The following is a 16,253-nucleotide window of genomic DNA, read 5'->3' on the forward strand; positions in this document are numbered from 1 at the left end:
TCGTCACCAGGCGCCGATCAGCTTCATCCACGCGCCGCCGATGATCGTCCAGATCAGGATGATCACGACGCTCATCACGAAACCGATTCGGAACCATTCCGAGGTCTTGATGTATCCGGAACCGTAGATCACTCCGGCCGGACCGGACGCGTAGTGCGAGATACCGCCGAACAGGCTGCCGATGAAGCCGAACACCAGGGCCGAGAACAGCGACGGTGCACCGGTTGCCACCGCCGCGCCGAGAAACACCGCGTACATCGCGACGATCTGCGCGGTGTTCGACGCAAACAGATAGTGCGCGTAGAAGTACACCAAGGTCAGGATCGCAAAAGCCCAGATCCACGGCAAACCGTCGACGCTCGAGGAGACCTGGGTTCCGATCCACGAGATCACGCCGAGTTCTTCGAGATGGCTTGCCATACCGACCAGAACGGCAAAGAACACGAGCGTCTGCCACGCCCCGGTGTCGTGGACCAGGTTGTTCCACGTCAGCACCTTGGTCACCAACAGGATGCCGATTCCGACGAATGCTGTTGTAGTGGCATTGACGTTGAGCTGCGAGCCCAGGCACCAGAGCACCAGCAGCAGAACGAAGGTGGCGGCCATGATCTTCTCGTTGCGGCTGATCGGACCTGCCTTGCGCAGTTCCTCCCTGGCTTGCTCGGGTGCTTTCGGAGTCTTCAACATCGTGGGCGGGAAGATCTTCGACATCACCCACGGGATCGCGATGAGACTCGCAATTCCCGGAACCGATGCTGCCAGCGCCCATTTGCCCCACGAGATGTCGATGCCGATCTTGGCAGCCGCATCGACGGCCACAGGGTTACCCGCCATGGCGGTGATGAACATCGCGGAGGTCACGACGTTGACTTGCAGCGACGTGAGCAGCAGATATGCTCCGAGCTTCTTGCGAGAGTCCTCGGGCTCGGGATTGGAGTCCTCCAACTTGCTCAGCGAGACGATGATCGGATAGACGACGCCACCCGCACGGGCGGTGTTCGACGGCGTCGCCGGAGCAAGTATCAAGTCCGTCAACGCCATTCCGTAGGACAATCCGAGACTCGACTTGCCGAGTTTGGTCACGAACATGAGCGCAACCCGTTTGCCGAGTCCGGTGACCAGAAAGCCCTCGGCAATGAAGAACGATGCGACAATCAGCCAGATCGTGGTGTTACTGAAGCCGGACAACGCTTCCGTCGGCGTCTCGGTCTGGGTGATCATGGCGATCGACAGGCCTACCAGCGCCACAGAACCCGTCGGCAGAGGCTGCAAGATCAACGCCACGATGGTGCCGACGAAAATTCCGAGCATGTGCATGCCCTTGGGATCCACACCGTCCGGAACAGGCACGAAATAGATGATCAAGCCGAGGATGACGGGCACCGCAGCCGGGTAGTACCGCCTGAGCACCGATTGTTTCGACGGCTCCGCCGGCGGTGTCGTCTCAGAAAAAGACTCAGTGCTTTCGGATTTGGCCTCGGACATTTGCATCTCCTCGACTTGTCGCCCCAGGTGATCGCCCCAGATGATTGTCCCCCAAACATCAGGTTTTCGTGCGGTCAATCCAAGTTCGAGAGAAAATGCCCGGAAGTACAGTCGTCCTTACGAGGCGCTGTCTCGCACCGACGCTTCAGTGGGAGGATGCCCATCTCTCGCAAAAGATTGTGCCAATCGATCAACAAGGCTCCGGCGTGCTGCACGCTTGAATCTCGGAGAGTTGTTCAACCTGCTTCTGCGAAAGGTATTCGTCGGCACGATGTTTGGGTCAGGACTGCGCGGATTGCCGACCTCGACCGGATCTTCGCGCGTGATGTGATCCAATTCCGAAGCATGTCAGCCGACAGACAGACCCACGAACCGAGAAGATTCGTATCGGGCCGACGACTGGTTGCGCCATCTATTGTCGGGAGTGTGACGGAATCCGACGCCCACGAGGACTCGACCGCCTCCACTGAATCGGCAGTGGCCGATCACCCGAGAAAACGTCCACTGTGGCGTGAGATTCTGATCCTCGTTGTCGTCGCACTTGTCCTGAGTGTTGTCATTCAGAACTTCGTCGGACGCATCTTTCTGATCCCGTCGGAGTCCATGGAACCGACACTTCACGGATGCACCGGCTGCACGGGAGACAAGATCCTCGTCGACAGAATCAGCTATCGATTCGGGGATCCGCAACCTGGGGATGTGGTCGTGTTCAAGGGACCCGAGTCCTGGAACGACGAGTACAAATCCATTCGATCCGACAATTCGATTGTTCGCGCATTTCAGGGACTCGGGTCCATCGTCGGCTTGGTCCCGCCGGACGAAAACGACCTCGTGAAGCGGGTAGTCGCGGTCGGTGGCCAAACCGTACAGTGCCTGTCCGAGGAAGAGGGGCTTCGAGTGAACGGCAAGCCGCTGACCGAGCCGTACATCGACAAGCGCATTCCGGGCAACGGTACCTCTTGCCAAGGAAGGTATTTCGGGCCGGTCACGGTTCCCGACGGGAACCTGTGGGTGATGGGCGACAACCGCGCCCATTCGAAGGATTCACGTTTCCATCTCGATGACGAACACAGTGGAACGGTGCCGATCGACAATGTCATCGGCAAGGTTCAATTGATCGTCCTTCCCTTCTCACGGTGGGGAACTGTGAGCTCGTTCGATCCGCAGTGACAGATCGAATCAACCAGGCGGCCTGCATCTTCGGACGGCACAGTCGACATGGATCCGCTTTCGGACGATCATCGAGCGCATCTGTTGCCGAAGGTAGGAGAACCACATGCGCGCTCGACGCCTCACCGCCAATCTCAAAGTCGCCGATATCGGAACCGCCAAGAGCTTCTACTCCGACTTTCTCGGCCTGAGCACCGAAGAGTTCAACATGGGGTGGGTCGCTCGCTACACCTCTCCCGACACCGGCGCGAACGTACAGCTCGTCACGCACGACGCCACTGCGGCCGAGGACTCCGTCATCTCAGTCCACACGGACGACATCGACGGCGCCTACGAAGAGGCCCGCAGGCTCGGCTACGAAATCGTGCACCCCATAACGACCGAAGAGTGGGGTGTTCGCCGATTCCTCGTCCGGGCACCCGATGGCAACGTCGTCAACATCGTGCGACACCGGGACTGAGCAGCGGAAAGAACCCCATTCGACGTTTTAGGTCATTTGACCTAGAGTTACGTGCATGACCGATTCATTGCAGTATTCAGCCGACGGCCCGATCCTCGTGGCCGGCGGATACGGAACCGTGGGCAGCGCCCTGACAGCGTTGCTCGCCCCCGACTTCCCACTACTCCTCACCGGACGCACCCCCGAGCGAGGCAACGAACTGGCCGGCCGTCACGGCGCTTCCGTCCGCCGCTGGGACCTCCTCGACCCGACACCCTTCGACGCGTCCGTACGCGCGGTCGTTTCGACGGTCAACGATCCCCACGATCGTGTCTTGTCCGCCGCCGTCGAGGCCGGCATTCCGTACGTGGACATCACCCGCTGGACAACCCGCGTCGCTCGCGCCGCCACTCTGGCGGGTCAGAAGTCGCCGAGCGCACCGGTGTACCTGTCGTCCGGATGGATGGGCGGAGTCACCAATATCGTCGCCGCAGCGCTGGCCGAGGAACTGGGTGGCGCGAGCACGATCGACGTCTCGATTCGCTACGACGTCAACGACATTGCCGGGCTGGACTCCGTCGACTTCATCGATCGGCTCGGGCAGGATTTCGAGGTGATGCAGCAAGGAAACCCGATCACCGTCAGCCCGTTGACGGATACACGCTGGGTCGACTTCCCCGGATCGCGCACCAAGGTCGGAAGAATCGACACTCCGGAACAATTCACGTTCCCCATGACCTTGGGCGCCGAAACTGCCAGCACTCGAATAGGTTTCAGTTCGAATGCATCCACAACTGCGCTGCTCGCCGCCAAGAAGGTGGGTCTGTTCCGTTGGGGTCGCGGCGACCGCTTCACACCGCTACGACGCGGACTCCTGTACTCGCCGGGCAAGGGCGGGAGCGCGCAAGTACGCATCGATGTCACCGGCCCGAGCGGCACGACAAGCGCGACAATCGTCGACCGGCAGGGCCAGGCTCACCTCACCGCGGTGGGCGGCGCGTTGGCCGTCAGACGAGCCTTGGCCGACGATGCCCGGCCTGGAGTCACTTTCCCCGAATCGCTTCCGAACCCTCGCCGCACCGTCTCCGAGTTGGAGAGCTTCGGGGTGGCAGTATTGCGACCATGACCCTCTCCAAGGGCGCCGCCCGTGCGGCAGCACTTCTCGACGCAGCAGAACAGGTCCTCACTACTCAGGGCAATGCCAACTCGGCAATGCGCGATTTCGCAGCCGCGGCCGGAGTGCGGGTAGGACATCTGCAGCACTACTACCCCACCCGTGCAGATCTGATACGCGCAGTGATGTCACGTGCATTGACCCGCTCACTGGATCGCCTTGCCGTCGTCCCCGATACGGATCAGAGCCTCTCCCGCGAGGAATCCGAACACTTCATCGGAGTCCTGCTCGGAGAACAGGACGACCAGGCCACGGTGCGTCTGTACGTCGAAGTATGGGCCATTGCAGCGGCGGACCAAGAAGTCGCGGTCGTGCTTCGAGACTTCTACGCCCAGTACATCGCACACGTAGAGCGCGCAGTCGCGTGTGCACAACCGGAGCTGGATGCGGCGGAACTTGGCGCGACAGCGCAGACCATCGTGAGCCTGCTCGAGGGTTCCGCAATTCTCCGATCGGGAATCACCGGCCGAAAGTCCGAGGCTTCGGACCGAAAGCTCGTGGACACACTGCAGTACCTGATTCACGGGTCCTGACTCGGACGTATCGTAAAGCCCATGAGCGTTGCAAACGAATGGAGCCGAATCGAAGCGTGGTGCCGTACAAACGCACCGGTGACGGCTGCAGCGTTTCAACCAGGACTCGGTGACGCCGTTATCGAGGAATTCGAAGCCTCGACCGGCGTCACGTGGCCCCAGGAACTTCGCGACCTGTATCGGGTCCACAACGGCAGCCTGACCCACGACGACCGGACCGGCCTCTTTCTCGGCAGCGTGCTCCCGGACAAGTTCTTCTACCCCATAGACGTCGCAACCGAAGTTCGTCTCACTCTGCTCGAAACGTGGGACGAGACGATCTACGAGAATCCAGACCTCTACGCCGAGGACGAGATGGATCGACACGATCAACGCGACGCAGGCACTGCCGCAACCATGTTCATCCCCTCGTTCGTTCCCTTTGCCGGACTGGACGAGTACCACTACTTCGTGGACACCCGTAGCGGCGCACTCCACCATTGTGTGACCGAGTATGCCTCGGACGCCACTGACAACGGCGGTCCGATCTGGGCGTCCATCTCGGTAATGCTGGCCGCCCATGCCGTAGCGCTGGAAACAGGATCAACGATCGGAGTGTGGAAACCCGTTGTCAGCAAGGGTGTTCTGGAATGGGAAGTCGACGCATGACACCCAAGCAGGATCCGACCCGTCGCACCCTCGCCGACGGGCGTCAGATCTTCTACTTCGACGATGCCGGCAGTGCCCGCGCCCACTCTGCGCGAGATTCCCGCGAATTGCCGGCTCTCGACCACTCGTCTCGGATGAGATTCGACGTTCTCACCGGGGAGTGGATCACCATGGCTTCGCATCGCATGACACGGACACATCTCCCCTCCGCCGCCGAATGTCCATTGTGCCCGACCGACGAAACACGCACGCCCACAGAGATACCCGACGGAGACTACGACGTCGCGGTGTTCGAGAATCGGTTTCCGAGCTTTGCCGCGGCGCCTGAGGAAGCCATTGACAGTCCCGGAGACGGTGCGGGCGATCGCCCAGCGGCCGGTCACTGCGAAGTGATGTGCTTCTCGAGCGATCACACGGCGTCCGTCGCCGAGCTTCCACTCGAACGCATGCGCACGATTGTGGGCGCCTGGATTTCTCGGACCGAAGAGTTGTCGGCGGATCCGCTTGTGGAACAAGTGTTCTGCTTCGAGAACCGCGGCGAAGAAATCGGGGTGACACTCACCCATCCACACGGACAGATCTACGCATACCCGTATGTCACGCCACGCACCCGATCGATGCTGACGCAGGCGCACAAACACTTCGAGCGCACCGGTCGCTCACTACTCGCCGATGTTCTGGCGTTCGAGCGCGAGGACAAGGCCCGGTTGATCTACGACGGCGATCACTGGAGCGCCTACGTCCCGACCGCCGCACGATGGCCCATCGAGATTCACCTGGCACCGCACCGAGACGTCCCGGACCTTCCCTCGCTGAACGACCAAGAGCGCGAAGAGCTTGCGGTCGTCTACCAAGATCTCCTACGCCGTATCGATCGCTTCTATCCGGGCGTCGACCGGGTACCGTACATCGCGGCCTGGCACCAAGCTCCCGTCCGCATCAACCGACCTCTGGGCCGACTGCATCTTCAGCTGTTCTCGATCTTGCGCGCACCGGGCAAACTCAAATACCTCGCCGGGTCCGAGTCCGCCATGGGCGCCTGGGTGAACGACACCGTTCCCGAGGCAGTCGCGGCCCGCCTACGGGAGTTGAAATAGTGGATACGGTCTCGAACAATTCTGTGCTCCAACAGTTTCACGCCACCTACGGCTATCCGGCAACCGGAGTGTGGGCGGCACCCGGTCGAGTCAACCTGATCGGTGAACACACGGACTACAACGGTGGATTGTGCCTACCGGTCGCTCTCGAGCAGCGAACACTGGTTGCCGTCGCACTGCGCAGCGACGGGGTCGTCCGCGTGCACAGTCGGCAATCCGCCGAGACGTACACCGGGCCCCTCGGCGACATCGCCACAGGGTGGGCCGCCTACCCCACAGCCGTTCTGTGGTCTCTTGCGCGCAGAGGCCTCCCGATCGAAGGAATCGATCTTGCCGTCGACTCGTCGGTACCGGTCGGGGCCGGGCTGTCGAGCTCCGCTGCCCTCACCTGTTCGGTTGCGTTGGCCGTCAACGAACTTCATGATTCACCCTTCCCCCGCGATGAGCTGGTACAGGTGTGCATCCAGGCCGAGAACGACGGCGTCGGCGCACCGACCGGAGGGATGGATCAAACCATTGCCCTCTTTGCTCAGCCCTCGACTGCGCTCCTGCTGGACTGCCAGGGCGGATCCACCGAACCCATACCTTTCGAACTCCACGGTGCAGGGTACGAACTGATCGTCATCGACACCCGGGTCAAACACTCGCTCGCAGACGGACAGTACGGAATGCGGCGCTCTCAATGCGTCGCTGCAGCAGCAGCTCTCGGCGTCGGCAGCTTGCGAGAGGCTACAGCAGACCAGGCCGAGACAGTGCGAGACCCGATCCTCCGGGCGCGGGCACGGCACGTCGTGACCGAGATCGAGAGGACGCGGAAGACCGCAGAACTTCTGCGCAGCAGCAGATTCAGTGACGTCGGCGAGCTGTTCGACAACTCGCACGCCTCGTTGCGCGACGACTTCGAGGTCTCGTGCGATGAACTCGACGTCGCCGTTGCCGCAGCACGACGCGGCGGCGCGATCGGTGCGCGGATGACCGGCGGCGGATTCGGAGGCTCAGCCATCGCGCTGGTTCCGGAAGGAAGCGGAGCGGAGGTCATCGCATCGGTGAGCCGCGACTTTGCGGCGCGAGGTTGGCGAGCACCACACTTTCTCGGCGTCGTTGCCGGGGGTTCGGCCGCTCGTCTCTGAGCGAACGGCACGTTCAGCGCACTGGAGGTGCCGAACGTACCGTTCGCCCTGGTTGGGGCACCTCGAGATCCCCCTCACATAAATAGTCATCTCAGATGCGAATTATGTAGGTTCAGATCATGCAACTGACGCAGTTCACCGATCTGGGATTGCGCGTCGTCATGCGGTTGGCCGTACTCGACGCGGATGCCTCCCCCAGCACTCGGGATGTTGCGCAGCAGCTCAACGTGTCGTATTCCCATGCCACCAAGGTGGTTACACGGCTCGGTGAGCTCGGCATCGTGACAACCAGGCGCGGCCGCGGCGGTGGGCTTTCCATCACCGAACTCGGCCGCACCGCCACCATCGGCTGGCTGGCCAGACGCCTCGAAGGCCCGGGTGAAGTCGTCGACTGCGAAGGGGACAAACCGTGCCCACTGCGCGGAGGTTGCCTCCTTCGGAGCGCTTTGCGCGAAGCACAGGAAGCGTTCTTCGTTTCACTCGACGCGGTCACGATCGAAGACGTCATCCGGCAGCCGTCCAAAACTGTCCTGCTACGCCTCACCACCCGGAGCGACGAAGCAGGCTGATCAATCGAATTTCGACCGAACGGAGCAGCTCATGCTTTCCCCACAGTCAACCGAGGTCATTCGCGCCACCCTTCCCGTGGTCGGCGCTGCCATCGGCGATATCACAACCCTGTTCTACCGCAGGATGTTCGACGCGCATCCTGAACTCGAACGCGATTTGTTCAATCGCGGCAATCAGAAGCAGGGCGAACAGCAGAAGGCTCTCGCCGGCGCCATCGCGGCATTCGCGACGCTTCAGCTCGAGCCGGACAGCGCCAAGGTCGATCTCATACTTTCACGTATCGCCCACAAGCATGCGTCGCTGGGAATCACGCCCGACCAGTACGCAATCGTGCACGAACACCTCTTTGCCGCGATCGTCGAAATACTCGGCGATGCAGTCACTCCCGAGGTCGCAGCAGCCTGGGACGAGGTCTACTGGCTGATGGCGGAAACCCTCATCACGATGGAGCGAGGCCTCTACCAACTCGCCGGCGTCGACGCCGGTGACGTCTGGCGCACGGTCAGAATCAGCGAACGAGTTCTTCAGTCCGCCGACACCGTCTCACTGACACTCACGTCGCTCGACGGTAGCGCGCTCCCCACCTTCGCTCCCGGACAGTACCTTTCGGTCGGGGTTACGCTGCCCGACGGCGCCCGTCAGATCCGCCAATACAGCCTGTGTTCGATACCGAGCAGCGCAGACTGGCGGATCAGCGTCAAGCGAATCTCCGGAACTCCCGATGGCGAAGTGTCGAACTTCCTCTACAACAACGTATTCGAAGGTCAAGAACTCTCCGTCACCACACCTTTCGGCGATCTCACCATGCCGGACGACAACTCACCGCTCCTGCTCGCGTCGGCCGGAATCGGTTGCACACCGATGATCGGGATGCTCAATCATCTCGTGGACACCGGTGCTGACCGTTCGGTATCTGTCATCCATGCGGATCGATCCATTGCGGATCACGCGCACCGCGCAGAACTCAGCACACTCGTCGACCAGATTCCCGCCGCAACCCTGCACCGTTGGTACGAGGATCTCGGCACGCACCTTGCGTTCGGATCGGTTCACGAAGGACGGGCGGATTTGCAAGGTATTGCAGTGGAGCCCGATACCCAAGCCTTCCTTTGCGGGCCGATGCCGTTCATGTTGGCGATGCGCGCATCGTTGCTCGAAAGGGACGTCCCGGCACAGAATATCCACTACGAGGTCTTCGGGCCCGACAGCTGGGCCAACACCTGAGCGGACCACTGCCTGCGAACTGGACCTTGGCGCGCGACTGCAAACCCTTGTGTACTCGAAGAAACATACGCATCGAGTAGTGGGAGACCGACATGATCACGTCAGCGTCGATGACGGGAGTCGCGCTGATCGCCCTGGCGATGGTTCTGACACCGGGCCCCAACATGATCTATCTGGTGTCCCGCAGCATCAGCCAGGGCCGCCGGGCGGGTTTGATCTCGCTCGGCGGAGTCGCAACCGGTTTCCTGGTCTACCTCGCCGCCACGTGTGCAGGGCTGACGGCGGTTCTCTTCGCCGTACCAACGGTGTTCACCGCGGTGAAAATCGGTGGTGCCCTGTACCTGGCCTATCTCGCCTGGTCGACACTCCGACCAGGTGGGAAGTCCGCTTTCGAGGTGGGCGAGGTCGACCGCCACGGTAGCGGCCGTCTGTTCGGGATGGGGTTGACCACCAATCTGCTCAATCCCAAGATTGCGCTGATGTACGCGGCCCTGATCCCCCAGTTCGTCGATCCCACTGCGGGTCCGGTCTGGCAACAGGCACTCGTACTCGGCGGCGTGCAGATCCTGGTCGCAGTCACCGTCAACGCGTTGATCGTGTGCTGTGCGGCAGCCGTGTCGACCTTCCTCATGGCGCGTCCGGTGTGGATGCGGGCTCAGAAATGGCTAGCTGGTGGCATTCTCGGAATCTTCGCCACCCGCATGGCCCTGGAGTAGTTTCAGTCCTTCGGACGTTGGTCGATCAGACGACGCGCTTTGCCGATCGAGCGTTCGAGTCCGCCGGGTTCGAGAACGCTCACCTCGACCGTGACACCGATCTTGTTCTTCACCAGCTTCTGCAACGCCGAAGACGCTGCCGCATGATCGGAAATTGCCGCGTCAGGGCGAGCCTCGACGCGCACTGTCAGAGTATCCATCCGGCCCGGACGCTCGAGCACACACTGGAATTGGGGTGCCAGGGCGGGGACGGTCAGGATCAGCTCTTCGATCTGTGTGGGGAACAGATTGACCCCACGCAGGATGATCATGTCGTCGGTCCGGCCGGTGACCTTCTGCATCCGACGCATCGAGCGCGCCGTACCGGGCAACAGACGGGTCAGGTCCCTGGTTCGGTAGCGAATGATGGGCAGCGCTTCCTTGGTGAGAGAGGTGAAAACCAGCTCACCTTCTTCACCGTCCGGCAGCACTTCGCCCGTGACCGGATCGATGATCTCCGGGTAGAAGTGGTCTTCCCAGATATGGAGCCCGTCTTTGGTTTCCACACATTCCATTGCCACACCCGGGCCCATGATCTCGGAGAGTCCGTAGATGTCGACCGCATGCATGTCGAGTTGCTGTTCCAGCTCGGTACGCATCTGTTCGGTCCACGGCTCCGCTCCGAAAACTCCCACCCTCAGTGAGGTCTTCGAGGGATCGATACCTTTCTTGATCATCGCATCCACGATGGTCAACATGTACGACGGAGTCACCATGATGGCGTCGGGCTCGAAGTCCTCGATCAGTTGAATCTGCCGCTCGGTCATGCCACCGGACATGGGAATGACCGTGCAGCCCAAGCGCTCCGCACCGTAGTGTGCTCCCAACCCACCGGTGAACAGACCGTACCCGTAAGCCACGTGAACCTTGTCCGAAGACCGCACGCCGCCGGCCGAGAGACTGCGCGCGATGAGATCGGCCCAGTTGTTCAGGTCGTTGCTCGTGTACCCCACCACCGTCGGGCGACCGGTGGTCCCCGAAGACGCGTGAATTCGCGAGACCCGGTCCTGTGGCACCGCAAACATCTTGAACGGATAGTTCTCACGCAGATCCGCTTTGGTGGTGAAGGGAAACTTCGCGAGATCGCTCAGATCCTTCAAGTCGCTCGGGTGGACGCCGGCGTCGTCGAAAGCTTTGCGGTAGTGCGGAACATTGGTGTACGCGTGCATCAGGGACCATTGCATCCGCTCGAGTTGGAGCGTCGAAATGCGGTCCCGACTGGCAAATTCGATTTCTTGCGAAGTAGCAGTGACGAGTTCGGTCATGATTGTCTCCGGTGGGCTCAGTGAGGGCGCTGTGCGGGCGGTCAGGCGTCGAAATCGACTGTTATCTGTTCACCGACAGGGAAGGTCTGGCAGGTCAGTACAAAACCCGCGTCGACTTCGTAGTCTTCGAGTGCGTAGTTCCTGCGCATCTCGACGTCACCGCAGGTGACCTTGGCGCGACACGTTCCACAGACCCCGCCCTTGCACGCGAAGGGCAGATCCGATCGGTACTGTTCCGCTGCATCGAGAATCGACTGGTCTCGCGGAAGTGTCGCGGTGGTCGATCGACCGTCGAGCGTGATGGTGACCTCGCTGCCTGGTCCCACAATTCCGGGCTCACGATGCACTGCAACCGGCGGAGCGACGTCGTCGACGTAGAACAGCTCGTGATGGATGCGATCCTTGGCAATTCCCAAGCCGGCCAGTACTTCCTGGGCGTCGTTGACCATCCCGAACGGACCACACAACCAGAAGCCGTCGACCTGGTCGCACGGAACGAGAGAGGTGAAGATCTCACGCAACCGGTCGGCGTCGAGACGGCCCGAGAACAACTCGACCTCGCGCGGCTCGCGAGAGAGGACATGAATAACGTCCAGGCGCGCACCGTACCGGTCCTTCAGGTCGGCGATCTCTTCGGCGAACATGACCGAACGGGTGCGCCTGTTCCCGTACAGCAGGGTGACATCGGCCTCGGGGTTCACCAGCAGTGTTGCAGCGATGGACAACATGGGCGTGATTCCGGAGCCCGCCGCGATCAGGACGTGCCGTCCACCCAATGCCGGATCGGCGACAAAATTGCCAGATGGGCCCTGGACGTCGATTCGATCCCCGGCCTTGACGTCTCGCACCAACCAGGAGGAGAAGAGTCCGTCTGCCACTTCGCGAACCCCCACCCGTGGAGACGCCCCTACCGGTGCACAGATCGAGTAGGAGCGACGGTGTTCGACGCCGTCGATCATCCGCCGCAGTGTCAGTGACTGCCCGGCGCCGAAGTCGAATTGATCGGCGATATCGGCAGGCACGTCGAAGGTGACGGCAACTGCGTCGTCGCACAGTGATTCGACACCGGCGACCGTCAACACGTGAAATGGTTTGTTCCGGTTCGTCGTTGCGGTACTCATCTGTTCAGATCTCCTTCACGTGATCGAACGGCTCGAGGCAGTCGAGGCAGCGATAGAGCGCTTTGCACAGGGTCGCACCGAATTCCGAACTCAGTCTGGTGTTTGCCGAACCGCACTGGGGGCACAGGATGTCGCGCGGCTTGGCCGTCAAGGTCAAGGCGATCGGGCCGGAGGTGCGACGCGGCGCGGCCCCCGGCACCGAGTACCCGGCCGTCCGAAGTTTCGCGAGCCCCTCTTCGCTGATCCAATCCGAACTCCAAGGCGGCGACAGTTGAGTCTTGATCTGGACGCTGCCGTACCCCGCGTCGGTCAGCTTGTGCTCGATGTCGTCTCGCATCGTCGCCATCGCCGGACACCCGGAATAGGTGGGAGTGATTGTCACACAGACCAAGTTCGCTTCGACGTCGACCGATCGGATGACGCCGAGATCGGCCAAGGTCAACAGTGGCATCTCCGGATCCATCACCGAGGCGACGATCTCCTGCGCGGAAGAGACGGTAGCGGCAGTCACGGTCACCACACCCCTTCCGGATGCTCCCGAGCGACGCTCTGCATTTCGGCGAGAAGTAGCCCCAGTGCCCCGGTGTGCAGTCCGGCACGCCCGCCGCGGCCGCCGACGAAACCGGAGAAACGCGAAGGGGGCTCTTCCATTTCGGCTGCATGGAGGACCTGGGCAAGAACAGCGTCGAACTCCGGCCGAACAGTACGCGGGTCCACTCCGACGCCAACTTCTGCCAAGACGAGTTCGTCCTGAGTGGGAACAAAGAGTTCGTCCACGAACGGGAAGATCTCGAGCAAGGCGTCGGCCGTCCGACGCTTGGATTCTGCCGTGCCGGCGCCCAAGGTGACGACCCATCTTGCCGCGTAGTCGCGGTGATAGGTCAGTTCCTTGACGCCCTTGTTCGCCACAGCTGCGAGAACCGGATCGCGCGACATGCGCAGCCGATCGAACAGCGCCAGCCGCCAGGTCGAGAACACGAGTAGCCGAACGACCGTGTGCGCGAAGTCGCCGTTGGCGAGTTCCACCAGTCTCACGTTGCGGAAACCGAACTGATCACGAAAGAAGGCAAGCGCATCTTCAGCCGGCACCGGTGACGTATCGGAGATGAACGGAACCACAGTGGAATCGGCTGCTGCCGCGCGAGCCAGCAGCAGCCTGGCCTGCCCGATCAAGTCCAGGCCGACGTTGGCGAGAGCTACCTCTTCTTCGAGTTCCGGTGCCCGCGTCGACCATTCGGCGAGTCGCTGCGAACTGACGAGCGCGTCGTCGCCGAGCATGAGGCAGTAGCGCGCCAGCGCACCGAGATCGACATCGCCTGGCACCGTGGTGTCGACGCCGGCGAGGGGGTCGTCGAAGCTCGTTCCGAACGCCCACTGACCGTGGCCGTCACCGTCGACCAGGCCGTCGTAGGCACTGTCGTGATCGTTCATCTGTTGGTCCTCGAAGTCGAAGTGATTCTCACATGTGCGGAACGGAGTCCGGGATGTCGTAGAAAGTCGGGTGCCGGTAGACCTTGTCGCCGCTCGGCGCGAAGAACGGATCCTTTTCTGCCGGACTCGAAGCCACGATTTTCGCGGATGGCACGACCCAGATACTCACGCCTTCGTTACGTCTGGTGTAGACGTCGCGCGCGTGGCGTAACGCCATCTGGTCGTCTGCCGCGCGCAGGGATCCGACGTGCACGTGGTTCAGTCCGCGCTTTCCCCTCAGAAATACCTCGTACAAAGGCCATTCGCCCCGCACCTGATCGCCCTGTACCTGATCGTTCTCGCTCATGATGTTTCCCCAGTCGTGCGATCGTGCGCGAGTCTCTCGCGCTGTGCAAAGGCGTACGCGGCGTCGCGAACCCAGGCCCCGTTGTCGTGTGCGGCTTTCCGATTGGTGATCCGCTCGACGCTCGCCGCTCCGTTGCCGCGGACCACGTCCATGAATTCGCTCCAGTCCGGCTCGCCGAAATCGTGTGCGCCACGCTCGGGGTTCCAGCGCAGGTCGGGATCAGGGAAGGTCACACCGAGTATCTCGGCCTGCGGTATCGACATGTCCACGAATCGTTGCCGCAGTTCGTCGTTCGTGTGCCGCTTGATGCGCCACTTCATCGACTGCTCGGTGTTCGGCGATTCGTCGTCCGGCGGTCCGAACATCATCAGAGCGGGCCACCACCATCGGTCGACGGCTTCCTGCACCATTGCCCGTTGAGCTTCCGTGCCGCGCATCATCGTCGCCAACAGCTCGAAGCCTTGCCGCTGATGGAACGATTCCTCCTTGCACACACGGATCATCGCGCGCGCATACGGCCCGAAGGAGCTGCGGCACAGCGGAACCTGATTGCAGATGGCAGCTCCGTCGACCAGCCAGCCGATCACACCCACGTCGGCGTATGTCAGCGTCGGATAGTTGAAGATCGAGGAGTACTTCTGCTTTCCCTCGATCAGCTTGGTGGTCAGATCGCCACGATCGGCACCGAGCGTCTCGGCCGCGGAGTAGAGATACAGACCGTGCCCGGCTTCGTCCTGGACCTTCGCCATCAGGATCGCCTTGCGTCGCAACGAAGGCGCACGGGTGAGCCAGTTTCCCTCGGGCTGCATTCCGATGATCTCGGAATGCGCATGCTGGGCGACCTGGCGGATCAGAGTCTTGCGGTAGCCGTCCGGCATCCAGTCGCGAGGCTCGATGCGCTGGTCTGCCGCGATCGTCTCGTCGAACAGGTTCTGCAGGTCTTGTGGAGCTTCCACGTTGGTCATCGTACCTACCTTTTATTACCGAATGATCGGTTGGTAACTAGTATGCACCGAGGTGTCCCAGCACACAAGAGAATCTTTCGCCGCACCAGAAATCAGCGACCCTCGAAAACCGGCTTCTGCTTCGACAGGAAAGCCGTGACTGCGCCTCGATGATCTGCCGTGGAACCCAGCTCCACCTGTGCGTTCGCCTCGGCCGCCAGCGTCTGGGAAAGCCCAGGAGCAACGGCACGGATCAGCGATTTCACGTGGGCGAAGGCCGCGGTGGGTCCGTCGGCAAGCCGACGCGCGAGTACCCGAGCCTCAGCTGCGACGTCCTCGTCGGCCACCACGCGATGAACCAAGCCCCACTCCAGCGCGCTCTGCGCGTCGAACTTGTCGCCGAGCAACATCAGGCCACTGGCGCGGCTAGGTCCGAGCGCGTGCACGAGCGCATGACTGAGCCCGGAGTCACTGGCCAGACCGATGCCGGTGAATGCCGTCGCAAAGCTCGCGCGAGCCCCCACGACACGGATGTCTCCGGCCAACGCGATTCCCAACCCGGCCCCGACGCAGGCTCCGCCGATACCCACCACCACCGGGACAGAGAGCGTCGACAGCGCCGTGACGATGGGGTTGTAGTGCGCCTCGACGGTATCCATCGCGTGCGCCGGATCAGCATCCAACGCTGCGGCGTGCTCGCCCAGATCCTGACCGACGCAGAAGTTCTTGCCTTCGGCGAGAATCAACACCGCTCGAACCTCTGCGTCCGCGTGAACCTGCAGCAACGCTTCGAGCAGCTGAGACTTCATTTCGCCGTTGACGGCATTGGCGGCCTTGGGTCGGTCGAGAGTGATTGTCGCCAAACCTCGCTCGATCTCCAAGCGAATCACGTCAGTCATCGATGTTCCTTTCGCAGGCAGT

The 16,253-nt window shown here is 61.8% G+C and carries 18 protein-coding genes; 10 read left to right on the plus strand and 8 right to left on the minus strand.

Features of this window, described 5'->3' with window-relative positions:
• Window positions 1–3 precede the first annotated feature (3 nt).
• Complete coding sequence (locus ASU23_RS17240; protein WP_058038334.1) at window positions 4–1,485, minus strand: anion permease; 1,482 nt, start codon at window positions 1,483–1,485, stop codon at window positions 4–6.
• 426 nt (window positions 1,486–1,911) lie between these two features.
• Between ASU23_RS17240 and lepB the strand changes: the two genes are divergently transcribed.
• From lepB to ASU23_RS17290, 10 genes are all read left to right on the plus strand, one after another.
• Window positions 1,912–2,655: a signal peptidase I gene (gene lepB / locus ASU23_RS17245; RefSeq protein ID WP_058038335.1), complete on the plus strand. Its 744-nt coding sequence runs from the start codon at window positions 1,912–1,914 to the stop codon at window positions 2,653–2,655.
• Window positions 2,656–2,761: 106 nt separating this feature from the next.
• Window positions 2,762–3,115 carry a glyoxalase superfamily protein gene (locus ASU23_RS17250; protein WP_058038336.1) on the plus strand — a complete coding sequence of 118 codons (354 nt, stop codon included), beginning with the start codon at window positions 2,762–2,764 and terminating at the stop codon, window positions 3,113–3,115.
• Between the two features lie 55 nt (window positions 3,116–3,170).
• The gene (locus ASU23_RS17255) at window positions 3,171–4,220 is read left to right on the plus strand and encodes a saccharopine dehydrogenase family protein (RefSeq protein ID WP_058038337.1); all 1,050 of its coding nucleotides are present in this window, start codon (window positions 3,171–3,173) and stop codon (window positions 4,218–4,220) included.
• Window positions 4,217–4,801: a TetR/AcrR family transcriptional regulator gene (locus ASU23_RS17260; protein WP_003943180.1), complete on the plus strand. Its 585-nt coding sequence runs from the start codon at window positions 4,217–4,219 to the stop codon at window positions 4,799–4,801. Before ASU23_RS17255 ends, ASU23_RS17260 begins: the two co-directional genes overlap by 4 nt.
• Before the next feature lie 21 nt (window positions 4,802–4,822).
• Window positions 4,823–5,449 (plus strand): SMI1/KNR4 family protein, encoded by a 627-nt coding sequence (locus tag ASU23_RS17265; protein ID WP_054187516.1) that lies wholly within the window; start codon window positions 4,823–4,825, stop codon window positions 5,447–5,449.
• Window positions 5,446–6,546, plus strand: coding sequence for a galactose-1-phosphate uridylyltransferase (galT, locus tag ASU23_RS17270; protein WP_054187517.1), 1,101 nt, complete (start codon window positions 5,446–5,448; stop codon window positions 6,544–6,546). Before ASU23_RS17265 ends, galT begins: the two co-directional genes overlap by 4 nt.
• Window positions 6,546–7,676: a galactokinase gene (gene galK, locus ASU23_RS17275; RefSeq protein WP_058038338.1), complete on the plus strand. Its 1,131-nt coding sequence runs from the start codon at window positions 6,546–6,548 to the stop codon at window positions 7,674–7,676. Before galT ends, galK begins: the two co-directional genes overlap by 1 nt.
• Before the next feature lie 119 nt (window positions 7,677–7,795).
• Window positions 7,796–8,245, plus strand: a complete 450-nt coding sequence (locus ASU23_RS17280) for an Rrf2 family transcriptional regulator (RefSeq protein ID WP_003943059.1) — start codon at window positions 7,796–7,798, stop codon at window positions 8,243–8,245.
• 31 nt (window positions 8,246–8,276) lie between these two features.
• On the plus strand, window positions 8,277–9,470 hold the full coding sequence (locus ASU23_RS17285) for a globin domain-containing protein (protein WP_058038339.1): 1,194 nt from the start codon (window positions 8,277–8,279) through the stop codon (window positions 9,468–9,470).
• A 92-nt stretch (window positions 9,471–9,562) separates the two neighbouring features.
• On the plus strand, window positions 9,563–10,186 hold the full coding sequence (locus ASU23_RS17290) for a LysE family translocator (protein WP_042446415.1): 624 nt from the start codon (window positions 9,563–9,565) through the stop codon (window positions 10,184–10,186).
• A 2-nt stretch (window positions 10,187–10,188) separates the two neighbouring features.
• On the opposite strand, the gene paaK is transcribed toward ASU23_RS17290, so the two are convergent.
• The 7 genes from paaK to ASU23_RS17325 all read right to left on the minus strand — a co-directional run bounded on the left by paaK (window position 10,189) and on the right by ASU23_RS17325 (window position 16,231).
• Complete coding sequence (paaK, locus tag ASU23_RS17295) at window positions 10,189–11,490, minus strand: phenylacetate--CoA ligase PaaK (RefSeq protein ID WP_007730627.1); 1,302 nt, start codon at window positions 11,488–11,490, stop codon at window positions 10,189–10,191.
• A 41-nt stretch (window positions 11,491–11,531) separates the two neighbouring features.
• Window positions 11,532–12,611, minus strand: a complete 1,080-nt coding sequence (paaE, locus tag ASU23_RS17300) for a 1,2-phenylacetyl-CoA epoxidase subunit PaaE (protein WP_058038340.1) — start codon at window positions 12,609–12,611, stop codon at window positions 11,532–11,534.
• Window positions 12,612–12,615: 4 nt separating this feature from the next.
• A complete protein-coding gene (gene paaD, locus ASU23_RS17305) occupies window positions 12,616–13,122 on the minus strand; it encodes a 1,2-phenylacetyl-CoA epoxidase subunit PaaD (RefSeq protein ID WP_037130654.1) in 507 nt (168 codons plus the stop codon).
• A 2-nt stretch (window positions 13,123–13,124) separates the two neighbouring features.
• Complete coding sequence (gene paaC / locus ASU23_RS17310; protein ID WP_007730623.1) at window positions 13,125–14,042, minus strand: 1,2-phenylacetyl-CoA epoxidase subunit PaaC; 918 nt, start codon at window positions 14,040–14,042, stop codon at window positions 13,125–13,127.
• 28 nt (window positions 14,043–14,070) lie between these two features.
• Complete coding sequence (gene paaB / locus ASU23_RS17315) at window positions 14,071–14,388, minus strand: 1,2-phenylacetyl-CoA epoxidase subunit PaaB (RefSeq protein WP_020909477.1); 318 nt, start codon at window positions 14,386–14,388, stop codon at window positions 14,071–14,073.
• The gene (gene paaA, locus ASU23_RS17320; protein WP_007730621.1) at window positions 14,385–15,353 is read right to left on the minus strand and encodes a 1,2-phenylacetyl-CoA epoxidase subunit PaaA; all 969 of its coding nucleotides are present in this window, start codon (window positions 15,351–15,353) and stop codon (window positions 14,385–14,387) included. The genes paaB and paaA overlap by 4 nt, the downstream gene beginning before the upstream one ends.
• 92 nt (window positions 15,354–15,445) lie before the next feature.
• Window positions 15,446–16,231, minus strand: a complete 786-nt coding sequence (locus ASU23_RS17325; protein WP_029256503.1) for an enoyl-CoA hydratase-related protein — start codon at window positions 16,229–16,231, stop codon at window positions 15,446–15,448.
• Between the last annotated feature and the right edge of the window lie 22 nt (window positions 16,232–16,253).

The sequence above is a fragment of the Rhodococcus sp. KB6 genome (assembly GCF_001445685.1).
Classification (GTDB): Bacteria; Actinomycetota; Actinomycetes; order Mycobacteriales; family Mycobacteriaceae; genus Rhodococcus_F; species Rhodococcus_F qingshengii.

What these genes read in the sequence shown, in the direction of transcription:
- ASU23_RS17240 (WP_058038334.1), bottom strand. Translation starts at nt 1,485, where the DNA reads ATGTCCGAGGCCAAATCCGAAAGCACTGAGTCTTTTTCTGAGACGACA.
- ASU23_RS17250 (WP_058038336.1), top strand. Translation starts at nt 2,762, where the DNA reads ATGCGCGCTCGACGCCTCACCGCCAATCTCAAAGTCGCCGATATCGGA.
- ASU23_RS17255 (WP_058038337.1), top strand. Translation starts at nt 3,171, where the DNA reads ATGACCGATTCATTGCAGTATTCAGCCGACGGCCCGATCCTCGTGGCC.
- ASU23_RS17260 (WP_003943180.1), top strand. Translation starts at nt 4,217, where the DNA reads ATGACCCTCTCCAAGGGCGCCGCCCGTGCGGCAGCACTTCTCGACGCA.
- ASU23_RS17265 (WP_054187516.1), top strand. Translation starts at nt 4,823, where the DNA reads ATGAGCGTTGCAAACGAATGGAGCCGAATCGAAGCGTGGTGCCGTACA.
- galT (WP_054187517.1), top strand. Translation starts at nt 5,446, where the DNA reads ATGACACCCAAGCAGGATCCGACCCGTCGCACCCTCGCCGACGGGCGT.
- ASU23_RS17280 (WP_003943059.1), top strand. Translation starts at nt 7,796, where the DNA reads ATGCAACTGACGCAGTTCACCGATCTGGGATTGCGCGTCGTCATGCGG.
- ASU23_RS17285 (WP_058038339.1), top strand. Translation starts at nt 8,277, where the DNA reads ATGCTTTCCCCACAGTCAACCGAGGTCATTCGCGCCACCCTTCCCGTG.
- ASU23_RS17290 (WP_042446415.1), top strand. Translation starts at nt 9,563, where the DNA reads ATGATCACGTCAGCGTCGATGACGGGAGTCGCGCTGATCGCCCTGGCG.
- paaK (WP_007730627.1), bottom strand. Translation starts at nt 11,490, where the DNA reads ATGACCGAACTCGTCACTGCTACTTCGCAAGAAATCGAATTTGCCAGT.
- paaE (WP_058038340.1), bottom strand. Translation starts at nt 12,611, where the DNA reads ATGAGTACCGCAACGACGAACCGGAACAAACCATTTCACGTGTTGACG.
- paaC (WP_007730623.1), bottom strand. Translation starts at nt 14,042, where the DNA reads ATGAACGATCACGACAGTGCCTACGACGGCCTGGTCGACGGTGACGGC.
- paaB (WP_020909477.1), bottom strand. Translation starts at nt 14,388, where the DNA reads ATGAGCGAGAACGATCAGGTACAGGGCGATCAGGTGCGGGGCGAATGG.
- paaA (WP_007730621.1), bottom strand. Translation starts at nt 15,353, where the DNA reads ATGACCAACGTGGAAGCTCCACAAGACCTGCAGAACCTGTTCGACGAG.
- ASU23_RS17325 (WP_029256503.1), bottom strand. Translation starts at nt 16,231, where the DNA reads ATGACTGACGTGATTCGCTTGGAGATCGAGCGAGGTTTGGCGACAATC.